The sequence below is a fragment of the Streptomyces sp. NPDC093109 genome (assembly GCF_040701725.1).
GTDB lineage: Bacteria > Actinomycetota > Actinomycetes > Streptomycetales > Streptomycetaceae > Streptomyces.
In genome coordinates, this window is the sequence record NZ_JBFBEZ010000049.1 from 36,777 (window position 1) to 52,537 (window position 15,761).

General features: G+C 68.8%; 21 protein-coding genes and 1 pseudogene. 14 read left to right on the forward strand and 8 right to left on the reverse strand.

The window, feature by feature from the left end:
• Positions 1-75 precede the first annotated feature (75 nt).
• Genes AB0389_RS32525 through AB0389_RS32540 form a run of 4 tightly spaced genes read left to right on the forward strand, consistent with a single transcriptional unit; the run spans position 76 to position 3,337 of the window.
• Positions 76-495: a hypothetical protein gene (locus AB0389_RS32525; protein ID WP_366399133.1), complete on the forward strand. Its 420-nt coding sequence runs from the start codon at positions 76-78 to the stop codon at positions 493-495.
• Entirely contained in the window at positions 488-1,300 is an 813-nt protein-coding gene (locus tag AB0389_RS32530; RefSeq protein ID WP_366399134.1) for an ATP-binding cassette domain-containing protein, read from the forward strand. Before AB0389_RS32525 ends, AB0389_RS32530 begins: the two co-directional genes overlap by 8 nt.
• On the forward strand, positions 1,293-2,636 hold the full coding sequence (locus tag AB0389_RS32535) for a hypothetical protein (RefSeq protein WP_366399135.1): 1,344 nt from the start codon (positions 1,293-1,295) through the stop codon (positions 2,634-2,636). Before AB0389_RS32530 ends, AB0389_RS32535 begins: the two co-directional genes overlap by 8 nt.
• A 5-nt stretch (positions 2,637-2,641) precedes the next feature.
• Positions 2,642-3,337 (forward strand): hypothetical protein, encoded by a 696-nt coding sequence (locus tag AB0389_RS32540; protein WP_366399136.1) that lies wholly within the window; start codon positions 2,642-2,644, stop codon positions 3,335-3,337.
• 37 nt (positions 3,338-3,374) lie between these two features.
• Here AB0389_RS32540 and AB0389_RS32545 read toward each other — a convergent pair whose 3' ends face one another.
• On the reverse strand, positions 3,375-4,253 hold the full coding sequence (locus tag AB0389_RS32545; protein ID WP_366399137.1) for a helix-turn-helix transcriptional regulator: 879 nt from the start codon (positions 4,251-4,253) through the stop codon (positions 3,375-3,377).
• Positions 4,254-4,387: 134 nt separating this feature from the next.
• Here AB0389_RS32545 and AB0389_RS32550 point away from each other — a divergent pair, with 134 nt between their 5' ends.
• Complete coding sequence (locus AB0389_RS32550) at positions 4,388-5,341, forward strand: NAD(P)-dependent alcohol dehydrogenase (protein ID WP_366399138.1); 954 nt, start codon at positions 4,388-4,390, stop codon at positions 5,339-5,341.
• Between the two features lie 100 nt (positions 5,342-5,441).
• Here the strand turns inward: AB0389_RS32550 and AB0389_RS32555 are convergent, their stop codons facing one another.
• Genes AB0389_RS32555 through AB0389_RS32575 form a run of 5 tightly spaced genes read right to left on the reverse strand, consistent with a single transcriptional unit; the run spans position 5,442 to position 7,485 of the window.
• On the reverse strand, positions 5,442-6,074 hold the full coding sequence (locus tag AB0389_RS32555; RefSeq protein WP_366399139.1) for a hypothetical protein: 633 nt from the start codon (positions 6,072-6,074) through the stop codon (positions 5,442-5,444).
• Positions 6,071-6,268, reverse strand: coding sequence for a hypothetical protein (locus AB0389_RS32560; RefSeq protein WP_366399155.1), 198 nt, complete (start codon positions 6,266-6,268; stop codon positions 6,071-6,073). Before AB0389_RS32560 ends, AB0389_RS32555 begins: the two co-directional genes overlap by 4 nt.
• Entirely contained in the window at positions 6,222-6,416 is a 195-nt protein-coding gene (locus AB0389_RS32565; protein WP_366399140.1) for a DUF397 domain-containing protein, read from the reverse strand. The genes AB0389_RS32560 and AB0389_RS32565 overlap by 47 nt, the downstream gene beginning before the upstream one ends.
• Positions 6,416-6,607, reverse strand: coding sequence for a DUF397 domain-containing protein (locus AB0389_RS32570; protein ID WP_366399141.1), 192 nt, complete (start codon positions 6,605-6,607; stop codon positions 6,416-6,418). The genes AB0389_RS32565 and AB0389_RS32570 overlap by 1 nt, the downstream gene beginning before the upstream one ends.
• On the reverse strand, positions 6,604-7,485 hold the full coding sequence (locus tag AB0389_RS32575; RefSeq protein ID WP_366399142.1) for a helix-turn-helix transcriptional regulator: 882 nt from the start codon (positions 7,483-7,485) through the stop codon (positions 6,604-6,606). The genes AB0389_RS32570 and AB0389_RS32575 overlap by 4 nt, the downstream gene beginning before the upstream one ends.
• Positions 7,486-7,627: 142 nt before the next feature.
• Here AB0389_RS32575 and AB0389_RS32580 point away from each other — a divergent pair, with 142 nt between their 5' ends.
• On the forward strand, positions 7,628-7,939 hold the full coding sequence (locus tag AB0389_RS32580) for a hypothetical protein (RefSeq protein ID WP_366399143.1): 312 nt from the start codon (positions 7,628-7,630) through the stop codon (positions 7,937-7,939).
• Between the two features lie 59 nt (positions 7,940-7,998).
• On the opposite strand, the gene AB0389_RS32585 is transcribed toward AB0389_RS32580, so the two are convergent.
• Positions 7,999-8,853, reverse strand: coding sequence for a helix-turn-helix transcriptional regulator (locus AB0389_RS32585; protein ID WP_366399144.1), 855 nt, complete (start codon positions 8,851-8,853; stop codon positions 7,999-8,001).
• Between the two features lie 216 nt (positions 8,854-9,069).
• Here AB0389_RS32585 and AB0389_RS32590 point away from each other — a divergent pair, with 216 nt between their 5' ends.
• Positions 9,070-9,807 (forward strand): SDR family oxidoreductase, encoded by a 738-nt coding sequence (locus tag AB0389_RS32590; protein ID WP_366399145.1) that lies wholly within the window; start codon positions 9,070-9,072, stop codon positions 9,805-9,807.
• Positions 9,804-10,286 carry a nuclear transport factor 2 family protein gene (locus tag AB0389_RS32595; RefSeq protein ID WP_366399146.1) on the forward strand — a complete coding sequence of 161 codons (483 nt, stop codon included), beginning with the start codon at positions 9,804-9,806 and terminating at the stop codon, positions 10,284-10,286. The genes AB0389_RS32590 and AB0389_RS32595 overlap by 4 nt, the downstream gene beginning before the upstream one ends.
• A gap of 341 nt (positions 10,287-10,627) precedes the next feature.
• On the opposite strand, the gene AB0389_RS32600 is transcribed toward AB0389_RS32595, so the two are convergent.
• On the reverse strand, positions 10,628-11,317 hold the full coding sequence (locus AB0389_RS32600; protein ID WP_366399147.1) for a response regulator transcription factor: 690 nt from the start codon (positions 11,315-11,317) through the stop codon (positions 10,628-10,630).
• Between the two features lie 322 nt (positions 11,318-11,639).
• Between AB0389_RS32600 and AB0389_RS32605 the strand changes: the two genes are divergently transcribed.
• From AB0389_RS32605 to AB0389_RS32630, 6 genes and pseudogenes are all read left to right on the forward strand, one after another.
• The gene (locus AB0389_RS32605) at positions 11,640-11,819 is read left to right on the forward strand and encodes a hypothetical protein (RefSeq protein ID WP_366399148.1); all 180 of its coding nucleotides are present in this window, start codon (positions 11,640-11,642) and stop codon (positions 11,817-11,819) included.
• A gap of 105 nt (positions 11,820-11,924) precedes the next feature.
• Positions 11,925-12,845 (forward strand): PqqD family peptide modification chaperone, encoded by a 921-nt coding sequence (locus AB0389_RS32610; protein WP_366399149.1) that lies wholly within the window; start codon positions 11,925-11,927, stop codon positions 12,843-12,845.
• Between the two features lie 74 nt (positions 12,846-12,919).
• Complete coding sequence (locus AB0389_RS32615; RefSeq protein WP_366399150.1) at positions 12,920-13,636, forward strand: ABC transporter ATP-binding protein; 717 nt, start codon at positions 12,920-12,922, stop codon at positions 13,634-13,636.
• A 128-nt stretch (positions 13,637-13,764) separates the two neighbouring features.
• Positions 13,765-15,198, forward strand: a complete 1,434-nt coding sequence (locus AB0389_RS32620) for a hypothetical protein (protein ID WP_366399151.1) — start codon at positions 13,765-13,767, stop codon at positions 15,196-15,198.
• A 7-nt stretch (positions 15,199-15,205) separates the two neighbouring features.
• Positions 15,206-15,493, forward strand: coding sequence for an LlsX family protein (locus AB0389_RS32625; RefSeq protein WP_366399152.1), 288 nt, complete (start codon positions 15,206-15,208; stop codon positions 15,491-15,493).
• Positions 15,494-15,616: 123 nt separating this feature from the next.
• A pseudogene (locus AB0389_RS32630) lies at positions 15,617-15,761 on the forward strand (IS1380 family transposase); the annotation flags it as partial.

Below are 15,761 nucleotides of genomic sequence, written 5' to 3' on the forward strand. Positions count from 1 at the left end.
CTGTTCGGTAAATCCGTTCGAAAGCTCACGAGTTCGAATAGAGAATTCCCCGAACTCCGATATCCCGGGAGTGAGATGAAGGGCATCAAGATTGCCGCCTGGACCCTGACAACTCTTCTGGCCGGCGGTACGGCGGTGGCGGTGAGCACCGCCGCGACCGCCTCCGCCGCCCCCGCCGCCGTCGCCAAACCGGCGGGGTGTTCCACGCCGAAACCGTCCCTGACGGAGAGCAACGGACTGCTCAAGGGCAGGGGCACATCGACCTGCGACACGTCCCTGACCCGCACCCTCCAGGTCGAGATCAAGTGGAACAAGTCCGTCTTCCCCGACCCGCTGACGGCCAAGAGCGCCGACTCGGGAACGAAGAAGAAGTACGACGCGCAGGTCAGCTCCTGTGACGGCGGAGCGAAGCGCGGCTACTACGCCCGGACTTACTTCACCCGCGACGACAACCACCACGACACCAAACCGCGCGACATCCGGTCCTGTGGCTGACACCCACAACGCACACAACCGGACGGCGGAGGACGAGAGCAAGGGAATGGCCATGCGGGTGGTCGAGGCCCACGAGCTGGACCAGCGCCGTGGAAAGCGGAAGATTCTCCACGGTCTCTCCTTCGGTATCGGAGAGGGAACGACCGGGTTATTGGGGCCCAATGGCGCGGGAAAGACCACCCTGCTGGAAACGCTCTGCACACTGCTGCGCCCGGCCGCCGGGTCGCTGACCGTCCTCGGACATTCGGCGACCCGGCGGGCCGACCGCGCAGAGCTGCGGGCCGCCATTGGATTCCTGCCGCAGAATTTCGGATATCAGCCCTCGTTCAGCGTCCGCGACCATGTCGAATACGCGGCCTGGAGCAAAGGACTCGGCGCACGGGAGGTCCGCGAGGCGGCCCGCGCGGCCATCGCGTCGGTCGGTCTGGAGAAGGAAACCGGCAGACAGCTCAAGGCGCTCTCCGGCGGCATGCTCCGCCGCGCCGGCATCGCCGCGTCCCTCGTACACACGCCCCGGCTGCTGATCCTGGACGAGCCCACCGTCGGCCTCGACCCGGGACAGCGCACCGGCTTCCGCGAACTGCTGCGTACGGTGGGCGAGTCCTGCGCGGTGATCCTGAGCACCCATCTGACCGAGGACATCGCGGCCGTGTGCGACCGGGTCATCGTGCTGGACGGCGGCCGGATCGTGCACGAGGGGACGACGGCCTCGCTGGCGCGGCTCGCGAGCGAGCGGATCGTCGGCCCGGGCACCGCGCCCGAGCTGGAGCGGGGCTACAACACCGTGGTGGGCTCACGTGATTGAGTCGACGAACGAGCAGCCGCTCTCCACGCCGCCGACGACGACGGACCGGCCCGAAGCATCCCCGACCGGCAGCACCAACAGCACCAGCCATATGGGCGGCACCACCAGGCACGCCGGCCACACCGGCGGCTTCTGGACCGTCGCCCTGCGGATCGAACTCGTCCGCTCCCCCGCCGTCTGGCTGGTGCCCGTCCTGCTGGGCGTCGGAATCGGCGTCGCCTGGTACGCGCTGCCCCCGGGGATCGCGTACTGGCCGAGCACCCTCACCGCGGCGAACGCCTCCGTCGCGCTGGCCGGCCCGGTGCTCGGCGCCTTCGCGGCCCTCACCGGAACGCGCGAAGTGCGCCTCGGCCTGGGCCCGGCGCGCAGGCTGTCGACCCGCGCCCCCTCGCTGTCCGCCGCGGCCGAGCTGGGCGCGCTGGCCCTGTGGAGCCTCGCGCTCCAGGCCGCGGTGGTGCTGACGGTGGTGATCCGCACGGCCCTGTCCTCCCCCACCGGCGAGTTCAGCGTCCTGGTCGTCACGGCGGGCGCGGCGGGCCTGCTCTGCCATCTGGCCCTCGGCTATCTCGCGGGCCGCCTGCTGCCGTACCGGCTGCTGCCCCCGCTCGTGGGCGTCGCACTGTACGCGATCGACCTGCTGGGCTCCGGCCGCTACGGCAAGCCGGACTACCTGCTCTTTCCCGTCCTCATCGACGAACCCGGAGTCTTCGACGCCTGGCAGCCTGGCCTGTACGCGCGCCAGTCGCTCTGGCTGCTGGGCGTGGCCACGCTGATCGCGCTCATCGCCCTCGCCCTGGCGGGCCCGTCCCGTGCGCTGTACGTCGCGGGCGCCGCGGCGCTGGCGGTCACCGTCACGGGAGCCGTGGCGACCACGGCCCTGGAGGGCCGCTACTTCGCCCGCTCCACGCCGGCCTTCACGTACGCCTGCGAGACCCGGTCCCTCACGGTCTGCGTCCACCCGGCCTTCGCCCGGGCCCTGCCCGAACTCACGCGCGCCTTCACCCCGGTGGCCCGCGCCCTGGCCGGTACCCCGGCCGCCTTCGACCGCCTGGAGCAGCGCCCGAGAGGCGTCGGCGGCGCGCCCTCCGCCGGCTCCCGTGCGATCCGGATGGACGATCTGGCGCCGGGCCGGGTGGCCGCCACCCGTCAGGAGTTCGTCGAGGAGCTCATCGACATGGACCGCTGTGCGACGGCGGACCCGGCGGCGGTGGCGCGTACGGACCAGATGGCGGCCCTGCTCGAACAGACACCCGAAGCCATGCCGCCCGGGTGGCTGGGCGACCACTACGAGGCATTCACCGCCTGCGCACTGCGGAAGAGCGACCTCCCCCAATGACCCCAATGACCCCAATGACCCCGCTGCCCCCGCTGCCCCAGACGACCCCGATGACCCCGATGAAACACCTCGCCGAATGGCGCTTCCTCCCCCTCTTCGCCCGCGCCCGGAGCCTCGGCCGGACGGCGGTCGCGGCGGGGCTGCTCCTGATCGCCCTGGCCGTCGCGGGCGGCCGTACCGTCCGTACGGGAATCGACGCCCCGATCACCCTGCCGCTGGCCGTCCTGGTACCCGTGGCGCTGGCCGCCGTGATCGGCGCCGGTACGCACGAACCCATGCCGCACCTGGACCGCCTGTCGAACGGCCGGGTGCTCCGTATGCGCGCGCGGTACGCCGTACTGACCCTGCTGGTGACGGGCGCCGGTACGTGGCTGATGACGCCCGCCGCCACCGGGGCCCCCGACGTCCTGGCGCAGGGCCCGGAGGTGGCCGTACGCAACCTGGCCGCGCTGACCGGCGCCACCCTCGCCTGCGCGACCGTCCTCGGCGCGGAACTCTCCTGGCCCCCGGCGGTCCTGCTGCTGGGCGCCGCGCTCTTCCTGGGCCGCACGGGCACGGCGGCGCCCCTGTGGTCCTGGCTCACCGCCCCGCAGGGCAGCACGCCGGCCCTGGCCACGGCATGCGCGCTGACGGGCCTGGGCATCGGCCTGTACGTGCCGTACGGGGACGGCGGCCTGCGGCACAGGCTTCGGAGGTCGTAGAACGTGCCCGCCCTCGGACTACTCCCCCTGACTCCCCCTACTCCCCCACCGTCCCTGGGGAGTTGAGCAGCCCGGCGAGCAGGGTGAGCCGCTCGGCGTCGGGCCCGCCCTCCTCCGCGGTGAACACCATGAGCACCGGACCAGGAGTCCCCGGCATCGGGTAGGCGTCCCAGTCCAGGGTCACCTCCCCGATCAGCGGATGGTTGATACGCATCCGGCCGCGGGTCGTCTCCGCCACATCGTGACGGGCCCATATCGCGGCGAACTCGTCACTGCGTACGGCGAGTTCGCCCACCAGCTCCACCGCTCGCGGATGCCCCGGCTCGGCGGACACCTGCGCCCGCAGCATCGCGGTCAGCTCGGCGACGGTGGCGGCCCGGTCCGGGCAGGCCCGGTCCGCCTCCGGGTGCAGCAGCAGCGCCAGCAGGTTCCGCTCCTCCTGCGGCAACTCGGTGAACTCGCCCAGCAGGGCGCCCGCGAGCGGGTTCCAGGCGAGCACGTCCAGGAAGCGCCCGACGACCACCGAGGGCGTGGGCATGGTCCGCAGCAGCCGCAGCGTGGTGGGCGGTACGGTCTCGGGCGGGCGGAGCCGCGCGGGACGGGCGGGGGTGCGCGCGGCGGCGGCGAGGCTGTGCAGGTGCCGGGACTCCTCGACGGTGAAGTTGAGGGCGCGCGCGAGGGCGTCCAGGACCTGCTCGGAGGGCCGCACATCGCGCCCCTGCTCCATGCGCTGGTAGTAGTCCGCGCTCACGCCCGCCAGCAGGGCCAGCTCCTCCCGCCGCAGCCCGGCGACGCGCCGCCGGGGGCCGGGCTCCAGGCCGACGTCCTGGGGGCGGAGCCGGGTCCGGCGGGCCCGTAGGAAGTCGGCCAGTTCGCGCCGGGGATCGTCGGTCACGGGGAGGGGGGTCTCGGTCACGGCGCCAGTATGCCGGGGGTGCGGCCGATGAGGGTGGGTCTGCCAGTCCCAGGAAAAGGCGAACGACCGAGATCCCGGGCGCGGGCCCCAGCATGGAGTCACGACAACGGCCCCCCTCCCTAAGGAACGTCACCATGAAGGCTGCTCGGATCACGGCGTACGGCACGGCGGACGTTCTGCGGATCGACGAGGTCGAGCGCCCCGCTCCCGGAGCGCGGGAGGTGCTGGTGTCGGTCGAGGCGTCCAGCGTGAACGGGCACGACGTGATCGTCCGCGCCGGGGAGCTGAAGATCGTGTCGGGCCGCCGCTTCCCGCTCGGGGTCGGCCTGGACTTCGCGGGCGTCGTCGTCGAGACCGGCGCCGAGGTCGAGGGTCTCCGGGCCGGGGACCGGGTCTGGGGCACGGTGCACCCCCGCGAGCGGCACACCACCGCCGGCGCGGCCGAGTACGTCGTGGTCCCGGTGGACCGGCTCGCCCCCGCCCCGGCCGGCGTCTCACCGACCGACGCGGCCTCCCTGGTCGTCGCGGGCGCCACGGCGCTCCAGGCGCTGCGGGACACCGCGCACCTCGCGAGCGGGGAACGCGTCCTCGTCCGGGGCGCGGCGGGCGGAGTCGGCACCGCCGCCGTACAACTGGCGCACGCGATGGGCGGCCACGTGACCACCCTGGCCCGCGACCGCCACGCCGATACGCTCACCGCCCTCGGCGCCGACCGGGTCCTCGACTACGGCTCCACCACCTCGGACGAGATCGGCCCGTTCGACGTCATCGTCGACACGGTCGGCACGGAACTGCACTGCTACAGGAGCCGGCTGGCCAAGGGTGGCCGCATGGTCACGGTCGGCCTCTCGGCCCCGGCCCTGGCCGCGATCGCCGCATCGACGGTGTACGGCCCCCGCCGCATCCGCACCTTCAGCGCCAACCCCGACACCGCCGCCCTGCGCGACCTGGCCACCCACGTCACCTCGGGCGCACTCCGCCCGGTGGTCGCCGACGTCTACCCGCTGACGGACATCGCGGCGGCACACCGGGCGTTCGAGCGCGGGGGTGTGGTGGGCAAGCAGGTGGTCGAGGTGGCAGCGTCCTGACTGTTCACCGCTCCCGACCGTAAGCGGCCGAACGCTTGGCCTGATCACGCGCACGGAAGCACGAAGTTGAAGCGAATGTCGCCCTGGTCCCGGGTGGGCGTCACCATGCGGTCAGGTCGACCGCGTGGGCGCAGTGGGGGTCCAAGGGGTCTGTCACCCAGCGTTCCTCCGTACCGATAAGTGAGGGCAGGGCCGCAAGCACAGCGGTCAGCGCGCCGGTGAGCTGTACGTCGGCCGCGATCAGCCCGTTGGCCTGTTCGGTGGCGAGGTACAGCCGCATACGGTCCTGCCCGGTGAAGAGGAACCCGCACAGGGACGGGTCCGGCGTGGTCTCGACGAACGGCCGGGCCAGCGTGCGCAGTACGCGCAGTGCCCGGTCCGCATCGGTCGGGGCGGCGGGTACGAGGGCTGAGGTGTCCCCCGTGATCAAGGGTATGTCCATGACGAACGCGTCGGCGTGGGGGCGAGTGCCGGATACGAGCGTGCGCGTCCAGCCCAGTACCAACGGGGCGGTGACCGGCTCGTCGTCCTCGTCCAGCAGCGGGATCTCGTAGGCGGTCAGCTCTCGCGGGGCCACCGCGCCGACGGTTCCGGTGACGATCCTGACCGCTTCTGGTGTCGGGAGGACGCCGCGCAGGAAGACGGTCCCGGTCAGGGGCACCGCGGTGTAGTCGAGAAGGAAACGCGTGAGGTAAGCCTGCTGTTCGACCGTCTCCTCGCAGGGACCGCTCACTCGTTGATCCAGGCCGGGCACTTGTTCGTGCCCCTGCAGCAGGCCGTGATGACGCCGATCTTCCTTCCCCTGCCCGCGTCGTATTCACCGTCGGCCGTACGGCGGGCGTACCCCACGATGACCACGATATTGACCAGCTTGGTCCGGTTACGGGCGACCCCGTAGCCCGGTGATGAACGTCCGCACGCGAGCACGACTCAGCACAACGGAGGCCCGCTCAGGGCACTTCGAATCGCGGATAGCAACGCGGTCGACGAATATCGCAAGCTCGACGCAGTCGTTGGCGCCACCGCTGTAACTGCTCTTGCGCCACTGTGCCCCGGCAAGGGCGCTCAGGCCCATCACCCCTCCCGAACTCCACCGATGAAGGTGCGTACATCGGCACGGCTCAGGATGAGCGGCGCCTGCTCAGGGCACTTCGAATCCCGGATGGCAACGCGGTCGACGAATATCGCAAGCTCTACACAGTTGTTCGCTCCACCGCTGTAGCTGCTCTTCTGCCACTGTGCCTCGGCGAGTTCGAGGTCTTTCACTTCGGTAGCTCCTTGATCAGCTGCTCAATGCGCACACGGGTTTCGGGCGGGCTCAGCGCCAGTGCACGCAAGTGGTCGAAGGAGTCGGCGTACGCATCCACGTCCTCCCGCGCCTCAAGGTAGACGGAGTTCTGCGGGTTCTCCAGCCACACGAGATCCGACGAGGGATCGGAGAACCCCATGACGACAAAGGGCCCGTAAAGACCAGGGTGCGCCCCCACCGCCGCCGGAAGCAACTGCACCGTGACATGTGGCATCGCCTCCGTGTCGAGCAACCTCCGGAGCTGCTCGCGCATCGCTTCCGGAGAGCCGATCCGGCGCATGAGGACGCTCTCCTCGATGATCGCCCAGAGCTTGGTGGGACGCTCGCCTTCAAGACGCTCCCGCTGGCGTTCCAAGCGCACTTCGACAAGCGACGTGATCTGCCGCGGAGCCAGATCCAACCTCATGCCGGTAATCAGCGCCTCGGCATAGGCAGGGGTCTGCAGAAGCCCCGGCAGCAGCAACGGTTCGTAACTCCGCAGCGAGACCGCGTTGGCCTCAAGCGTCAGGTAGCCGTCGTACCGAGTAGGGCTGAGCACCGTTGAGTACTTCCGCCACCAGGGCTTGCTCTGCGCCCGATCCGCGCGTACGAGATCGAGGATGTCCTCGCGTATGGCCGGATCCTCAACTCCGTAACAGTTGAGCAGGGCGTTGACCAGGAGGGGCGTCGTACCGCGCTCACCGTTCTCCACTCGGCTCAGCGAACCCTGATTGATCTCCACCCGGGTTCCTACATCCGCCAGGCTGAGCCCCGCACGCTCCCGCAACTCCTTCAAGCGAATGGCGAGTTGCCGTCGGTAGACCGACTGAGGAGTCAGATTCTTCTTCCATGCCATGCCGAGATCCTCCCGCCGCACCACCATGAGCGCAACACGATCAGGTTGTTTTCTTCAGACAAGGTTGCCTCAACCTTGCGGCCATGCGCACCCTGTTCACAGGCTCAACGTCACGGGCCGCTCCAACGACACGGAGGCAACCATGGAGAACACCAACACCTGGCCGCAGCACACCCCCGTCCCCACCGACCTCCAACCCCTCTGCGACCGCGAGGAGTTCACCACCCTCCTCCGCGACATCGTCGCCGACACCGCGCCCCGCCTCTTCGCCGTCGTGCAGGAGTACGGCGACCGCGTGGACGGCCGGGTCGCCGCGTGGGGCATGGCGTTCGAGGATCACGCGGAGGTGATCAGCGTCGAGGGGCACCGCCGTATGCGCACCCTGTCCCCGGACCGCGCGCTGCGCGCATACCGTCTGGGCACCCAGGTCACGCCGCAGCTCATGTGGCTGTAGTCGGCGGCGGGCTCCCTGCCGTACGGACAGCGCGCGCACGCGTCCGTACGGCAACGGGGCTACCGCCCCGAGCCCCGGTGCCGGTGCCGGTCCCCGCGCCGCGTCGCGTGGAGCGTGCCGAGCAGGGTGAGGGCGTGGGAGCCGGTGCTGCCCGGCTCCGCGTGGTAGATCACGACCTGCTGGCCGGGGGCTCCGCGTACGTCGAAGGTCTGGTACGTGAGGGAGAGCGGCCCGACCTCGGGATGGACGAGTTCCTTGGCGTCGTGGGTCTTGCCGCAGACGCTGTGCGCGGACCAGAGCGCGGCGAATTCGTCGCTCGCCGCGCTGAGCGCGCTCACCAGGTCGTTCAGGCGCGGATAGTCCGGTACGAGGCCGGTGGCGCGGCGCAGTTCGGCGACGACCGCCTCGGCGACGCGGTGCCACTGAGGGTAGAAGGTACGGCCCGCCGGGTCGAGGAAGGTCATACGGGCGAGGTTGTCCGCCGCCGCGAAGGGTGTGAAGAGCGCGTCAGCAAGGCTGTTGGCGGCCAGGAGGTCGAGCGCCGGGTTGAGGACGAAGGCCGGGGTGTTCGGGTAGCCGTCGAGCAGTTGCCGCAGCATCGGGCCGACGGTCTCGCGCGGCTGTGGCCGGTGGCCGTCCGGCAGGGTGTCGGCGAGCCGGTAGAGATGGTCGCGGGCCGCACGGTCCAGGCGCAGGGCGTCGCTGATCGCGTCGAGGATCTGGGGCGAGGGGCCGCGCTCGCGGCCTTGTTCGAGCCGAGCGTAGTAGTCGGAGTTCATGCCGGCCAGGACGGCGACCTCCTCCCGCCGGAGCCCTGCGACCCGGCGCCGGCCGTAGGAGGCGAGTCCTACGTCGCCGGGCCGCAGCCGCGCGCGGTGGGCGCGGAGGAAGTCCCCGAGAGCGTTGCTGGTCACCCCGCCAGGCTAGACCGGCCGCCGACTGCCCTGCCTGGGTGCGCCGTACCCAGGCAGGGCGCACCCTGGCACAGCACGCCCCGGCACAGCACAGCCCGCCACAGCGCGGCCCGCCACCGCACAACCCGCCACAGCCCGTCCTGGTTCGGCCGTCCGCCGCCGCCCAGACTCCGGGGGAACGACACCGACACCTCGTTACCCACCAGGAGGACACCTATGACGCGGCACACCACCAAATCCGTGGCCATCACCGGCGCGAGCAGCGGCATCGGCGAGGCGACCGCGCGCCGGCTCGCGGCGGACGGGCACCGGGTGCTGCTCGGCGCGCGCCGTACCGACCGGCTGGAGCGACTGGTCGAGGAGATCACCGAGGAGGGCGGTACCGCCTCCTTCCAGCGGCTGGACGTCACCGACGCGGCGGACACCCGCGCGTTTGTCGACGCGGCGGTTCGCGCGTACGGCCGGATCGACGCCCTCGTGAACAACGCGGGCCTGATGCCCCTCTCCCCGCTGGCCGCGCTCAGGACCGAGGAGTGGGACCGCATGATCGACGTGAACGTACGCGGGGTGCTGCACGGCATCGCCGCCGCGCTGCCCGCGATGCGCGCACAGGGCGGCGGGCACGTCGTGAACATCGCCTCCGTCGGCGCGTACGAGGTCTCGCCCACCGCCGCCGTCTACTGCGCCACCAAGTTCGCCGTCCGCGCGATCTCCGAGGGGCTGCGCCAGGAGTCCGCCGGAGACATCCGGGTCACCCTCGTCTCGCCGGGTGTGACCGAGTCCGAACTCGCCGAGAGCGTCTCCGATCCGGAGGCCAGGGAGGCGATGAAGACGTACCGCGCGGTGGCGCTGCCCGCCTCCGCCATCGCGGACGCCATCGCGTACGCGCTCGCGCAGCCGCCCGAGGTCGACGTGAACGAGATCGTCGTCCGCCCCACCGCGAGCGCCCAGTGAGCCGCCCGGAGGAAGAAATCGCCGACCTCGTCGGCCTGGCCCGCAGAGTACGGGCCCTGGAGGACGGCGAAGCACTGCGCGCCCTCATGATCCGGGGCTGGCGGGCGCTGGACCGCAAGGACTGGGAGACCTGGATCGCCTGCTGGACCGAGGACGCGGTCCTGGAGTTCGGACCGTGGGACAGGATCCGCGGGAAGGAGGCGATCCGGGCGACGGTGGCGAAGGCGGAGGCGCCCTACCCGAGCATGCAGCACCACATCCTCAACATGCACGTCGACGTCGACGGCGACCGGGCAACCGGCATCGGTTACATGTGGTTCGTCGCCGTCACCACACCCGGCGGAACCTCCACCCCGTACGCCATGGGCGGCCCGTACGACTGGGACTTCCACCGCACCCCGAGCGGCTGGCGCCTGGCCCACCAACGACTCGGCGTCCTGTGGACCAGCGGCGAGGACCCCCTGAAGACCTTCGAATGACGTCGTACGATCAACCAGCCGGCCCTCAGCTCGCCGTCGTGGCCGAGGCCAGGAAGAGGAAACGAGCAGACCGTCATCCTGCAGCGACCGGCGCCCTAGCTAGAAGTCGCACCTGTCTTGCGCCCGCTCCCGCGCAACCGCCCACAAGAAGAGTGACGGGCCCTGGGCCCAGATCAACACCCGCCGGGGGCTCAGCCTCTTTCTTTCTCCGGTCCTGACGCCGACGCTTAGCGTCGGCGTCAGGACCACCTCTCACCGCATGAACCCCGCACCGGCGAATCGCCTGAAACCGGTCACGGCAGAACTCGCAAACCCACAGAGGCACCCCACCTCGAACCGCCTCAAAAATCAGCCCAGTCACCGGACACTTCCTTCCGCCCGGGGCAGTCACGCACTCTCTCTTGCCCCGGGCGGTCGCGCCCAACAATCCCGTGGGAAAGCAGCGCGGCGTGGACTCGATTGGACACCCCGCACTTGACATAGACGTCGCTAACGTACGCCTTGACCGTGGATAAAGTCAGCTGGAGACGGGAGCTAATCTGCTGATTCGTCAGCCCGTCGCCGATCAGAGTGAGGACTTCACGCTCCCTCACGGTCAACGCCCCAGCAATGGCCGCCGAGTTAGTGTGGTGACCGGCGGGATCGTGAATCAACGTGGCGGGCACCACGGCAGCGCCGCTGCCTAGAACATGGACAGCGTGCGCAAGGGCCCGGGGCGTGGCATCCTCCGGAAGGAGACCAACGATGCCGGGAGGCAGCAACGCGGGCCTTCCAACCGAATCGGAAAGGTCACCGATCAAGGCGACTGGGATGCGGCGACACCCCTCGGCTCCCAGCGTGGCAAGCAGACCGTTGAGCGACGGCAACTCCTGGGCAGCAAGAACAACGGTGCGCGGATGTTCACGCACGGCGGCGAGGCCGACGCGGGCGCTATCACAGATCGTCAGCTTAATATCACCACTCCGCTCAAGAGCGGACTCAAGCCCCCTTCTGAGCAGTTGACGATGATGGATGACAGTGACATGCAGCATGGCCCCCCCATATGCAAGTCATACTCAGAACAACAACTCCGCTTATACCATAACATGTTTCCATGTTTGGATTTCTTGACCGTGACATGGGTAAGATTTAACGAATAACGCGCAGAATGCCCGATTTAACCTACTTACCATTCGGTAACTATCAAAGTATGGTGCCCGAGTGATGGTGTATCACCTGGCACGGAGATCCGATGATCGGAACGCCGCAGCGAATCCGCTGGGCGCGCTTCCCGGCCATTCCGGCCGAGAACACCCTTGCGATCAGGAGGGCTTCATGTCTACTGCACCCACTCTCACGTATGAGCCCCCCACTGTGGGGGAATTCCCCTACACGCAGATCGAGGAGAACGAGGCTTGGTTCGTCGTGCCGATCGCCGTAGTGGCGGCTTTCGGTGGTGCCCTCCTCTGGTGCAAGGCCGTATGCGGCTGGAACAACGTCAAGTCCTGCGAGACCAACTACTGGAAGCTCCAAGTCAGGGCCGATTGCAAGTAATCCTCTAGTACGGCCGATACCCCCGGGGTGGGGTTGTGGCGCAGAGCACGCGCCACAGCCCCACTGCCACAATTCTACGACCCCGCCACCAGGAGCCGGAAACGCATGAGACATGCTCAGCTCGACATCGACCTCAGGGACACGGCCACCCTGGCGCCAGGTGTCCGCTGCTCCGACGGGAGTCTGCACGACGGACTGACCGATAGCGCGGTCAAGGTCAACCCCACCGCCTCCAAGCTGATTGGCTGGCTCGACGGTCACCGCACCCTGCGCGAGGTTTCCGAACTCGGGGCGGCTCAGTGGTCCGTGCCCGAAGACTCCATCGCCGAAGATCTCGTGGAACTGGTCATCACTCTTGACAGGAACGGTCTGCTCACCATCCACCGGGCATGGCAGCCCCGCGTACACCCGATCGCGATGGCCGGCTGGATCGGCCGATGGCTGACCCTGGACTGGCCCTTGCCACCCAGCCGCCGCGTCGAGCCCCGGCTCTCGAAGATCCTGGTCGCTCAGTTACTCGCTTCTCGTTGGCTGCTGCTTTGGGGCGGATTGATCTCCGCATTCATGGTCGCACTGATAGCCACGTCAGGCGCGTCCGAGGTGCGCGGCACAAGCGTCTACCTCTACGCAGCCGGCCCACCGCTGCTTCTTGTCTCGGCGCTGCTCACGGTAGCTTTTCATGAGTACGGCCATACGGTAGCCATGCGGACCGGTAGTGACGCGCCGCCCTGCTTCGTCATTGTGCGAGGCTCCCGAATCGCCGTGGCGCACCGCCCTATGGAACCAGCGGCGGAGAAGAGGGTGGCCTTTTGTGGGCCCGTCGCCGGTCTGCTGCTCCTCGGTATGCTGACGGCCATCTGTCTGGCCCTGCTCCCGTCGGCGGTGGTCTGGCCCATGACCGCTCTGGTCGGCGCCGCCCACGCGTGGAGCCTGCTTCCTTGGTCCGCCGACGGACGCATCCTCTGGTCCCGGTCGAGTTCTGGCCGGCGAACGGCTCACGCAACCGAGTGGGAAGGCAGGGCCTGATGGCCACGGATCACTCATCCCTTGTCCCCCCGCTTGTCGACGCCGGGGCTGAACACCCCGTACTCGTCGAGTCGATGACCGCTCGCGCGGGCAACTTCACTCTGGGGCCGCTGGACTTCACGCTTCCCTCGGGAAAGATGTGCTGTCTCATTGGTCCGAACGGCGCGGGGAAGACCACCCTGATCCGCTGTCTCCTCGGACTGCTGACTCCCGAGGACGGGACCTGTGCGACGCTGGGTCACTGGCCCCGTAGCAGGGACCGAGGCATGCTCAGAGGGCTGGGATACGTTCCGGACGACCACCATGAACTCGTCCTGGAACTGAGCGCGTTCGAGTACTGGAAGCTGTGCGCCTCCGTACATGCCGAGACCCGGCTTGAAGCGGTGGAGATGCTGGACCGGGCGACGGAGCTGGCCGAACAGCTGGAGTTCACACCGCCGCCCGAGGCGCTCAAGGGTTACAGCCATGGCATGTGCAAGAAGACACAGCTGGTCGCGGCACTCCTGCACTCCCCTCGTCTGCTCATTCTCGACGAGCCCCGCAACGGCCTCGACCCCCTGGGTATCTCGCGGCTGGAGGAGATGCTCCGGGCGGAGTGCGCGCGGGGAACGACCGTACTCGCCGCCTCCCACGATCTGTACTGGGCTGAACGGACCTCCGACCTCCTCCTGCTCCTGAGCAGCGGTCGGTTGATCGCTTCCGGCTCCCCCTCGGGTCTCTGTCTACCGGGCGAGGCAGGGCTGGCCGAGGCATTCTTCCGGCTGCTCGAAGAGCATGGAGACAGCACGTGACCCCTCTTCGGCCCTCGGACATCCGGCTGCTAAGCGGGACGAAGGCGATGGTCTCCGTAGCGACTGTGGTGGCACGGGCCTGGGTCATGAATCTCGGCGGCAGGAGAAGCCGGACCGTCGGGTATGGGGTGGCCGGCTACGTGTGTCTGCTCGGGCTGTCCTGGTGGGCCACCGGCAATCTCGGCGGCACCGGACCACTTGGCGATCCCCGGGCCGGGGTCCTCCTCGCGAACGGCGTACTGTACGCGTGCTTCTGTACGGGGATACTGCTGGTCATCGTTCTGATGACCGCGAGCGTCGAGGGCGTCGCCTCCTCGCGCTGCCTCTATCTCCTGCCGCTGTCCACCCGAGCTCTCGCGAGTGGTCAGTCCCTGCCCGCTCTGACCGCTGGAATGCTACTGCTCGTCCCCACGATTCCGCCGCTCGGGAGCGTGGTGGCGAATCTGACAGACCGGTCCGTCGTCCTCGGTTGCACAGTCGTCGTGGGCAGCCTGCTCGCCGGTCTGCTCTCGGGGCAGGTGCTGCTACTCAGTGCGCGGACAGTGCTCTCCCGTCTGCCGAAGCTGGCCTCCAGGGAACATCAGCTCACTCTGCTGGCGGCCCTCGTACTGCTCTCGGTGAACTTCGGATGGATCCGGCTGCTCATTGATGAGACGATCCCGGCCGACTGGTCGTGGATCGCTCTTCCTCTGATGCTTCCCGGGGTGGCGGCCCCACTGATCACCGGTGGAACGTTCGCCTGGTTGCTGGCGGTCCTGGTCTTGGCAGCCCTGGTGTCGGCCATCTGGTGGCTGTTCGGAAGGCCATCCGTGCTGCACATCCCCCGGAAAAGCCAGAGCCGTCTGTTCGGCCACCGTGCCCGGCCCGGCCGGATCGGTCTCTATCAGGTGGAGTTGCTCCGGCTGTTCAGGGCACCGGCCACGCGGAACTCGATACTGGCGGCAGTCGTGCTGCTGATCGTGCTGTTCGGCCTGTCTACGGCCGCTTCTTCGGAGACCCGTGCGGGGCTGGCGGAGACTCTACTTCCCGTGGCGGGCTTCCTGGCGGGGATGCCGGCCCTTCAGGCCCGAGGACTGAGCCGCCGTCACTTTCCTCCCACCCTAATCATCGGGTACGGCCCGGCGAGATGGGCGGGGGCCATCGTCGCGGCATCAGCCACGGTCTCCATCTTCCTCTATTTGGCGTTCGCCTGCGCATTGGCGCTCCAACTCCAGGAAAGCACTCTGCCGATCGCCGGGCTGGGAACCGCTATGAGCGCGACAGGGCTGTTCCTGCTGGCGAGTTTCGTCCTGATCCCCCGACGGGGTGACACAGCCGCGGAACTCGCCGGGGCCGCCATCGGTGTAATCGGCTCCCTGCTCTTCGGCCAGGTGGCATCGAAGCTGGTGGCCGCCGACGACATGCTGTCCGCATCGCCAATGCTCATCGCCGTCGGATGCGCGACGCTGGCCCTCCCCTGCGTCATCGAGTCCCGCCGGTGGTCCACGAGCCGGGCCGGCACGCCCTCCTCGCCGCCTTCCCCGCCCACACCGTCAACGGCGGTCCCCAATGAAACGAGGTAGTCCATCCATGGTCAAAGACATCCGCCGGGGCGCGTCCGTCGGTCTCATCCTGTCCCTGATTCTGTGTGGGGTGATGGTGTTCGCCGCGAGTCAAGGGGTCCACAGCTCCGAGTCTGGCACGAAGACCTCGACGTTCCTGGGGCTGCCGTTCTTCACCGTCATCAAAGAGGTGGGAGCGGAAGGCAGCAGCGTCTCCATGTCTGCGGAATCGGGCGTGATAGGCGCTCTTGTCGTCCTGCCGCTGGTCTTCGTCGGGGTCGCGCTGCTCCGGACGGCGCGGCGCCGCCGCGACTAAGCCTTGATCCACCGGCCAGCGTCTTGTGGATAGCGGCTAGGAAAACGAGGAAGTGCCTTGTGACCTGCGATGATGGGAGTTCTTCAGGCTTCCGGCACGCACGATCAGCAAGGCACTTCCGAGATGCAAGTTTCCCATACGTCGGCGGCGGTCTCCGCTGCGTTCGATGACCCTAATCTGATCGCGTATGCCGGGCTGGTCCCGGTGATGCGGCTGGCCGAGCGGTGCGGTCTTTCGCGTCTGGTGGCCGAGAAGGTGAAGCTGACCG

Coding starts and splice junctions, on each gene's coding strand:
- AB0389_RS32525 (WP_366399133.1), top strand. CDS start 76: ATGAAGGGCATCAAGATTGCCGCCTGGACCCTGACAACTCTTCTGGCC.
- AB0389_RS32540 (WP_366399136.1), top strand. CDS start 2,642: ATGACCCCAATGACCCCGCTGCCCCCGCTGCCCCAGACGACCCCGATG.
- AB0389_RS32550 (WP_366399138.1), top strand. CDS start 4,388: ATGAAGGCTGCTCGGATCACGGCGTACGGCACGGCGGACGTTCTGCGG.
- AB0389_RS32565 (WP_366399140.1), bottom strand. CDS start 6,416: ATGGGCCTGAGCGCCCTTGCCGGGGCACAGTGGCGCAAGAGCAGTTAC.
- AB0389_RS32575 (WP_366399142.1), bottom strand. CDS start 7,485: ATGGCATGGAAGAAGAATCTGACTCCTCAGTCGGTCTACCGACGGCAA.
- AB0389_RS32580 (WP_366399143.1), top strand. CDS start 7,628: ATGGAGAACACCAACACCTGGCCGCAGCACACCCCCGTCCCCACCGAC.
- AB0389_RS32590 (WP_366399145.1), top strand. CDS start 9,070: ATGACGCGGCACACCACCAAATCCGTGGCCATCACCGGCGCGAGCAGC.
- AB0389_RS32600 (WP_366399147.1), bottom strand. CDS start 11,317: ATGCTGCATGTCACTGTCATCCATCATCGTCAACTGCTCAGAAGGGGG.
- AB0389_RS32610 (WP_366399149.1), top strand. CDS start 11,925: ATGAGACATGCTCAGCTCGACATCGACCTCAGGGACACGGCCACCCTG.
- AB0389_RS32615 (WP_366399150.1), top strand. CDS start 12,920: ATGACCGCTCGCGCGGGCAACTTCACTCTGGGGCCGCTGGACTTCACG.
- AB0389_RS32625 (WP_366399152.1), top strand. CDS start 15,206: ATGGTCAAAGACATCCGCCGGGGCGCGTCCGTCGGTCTCATCCTGTCC.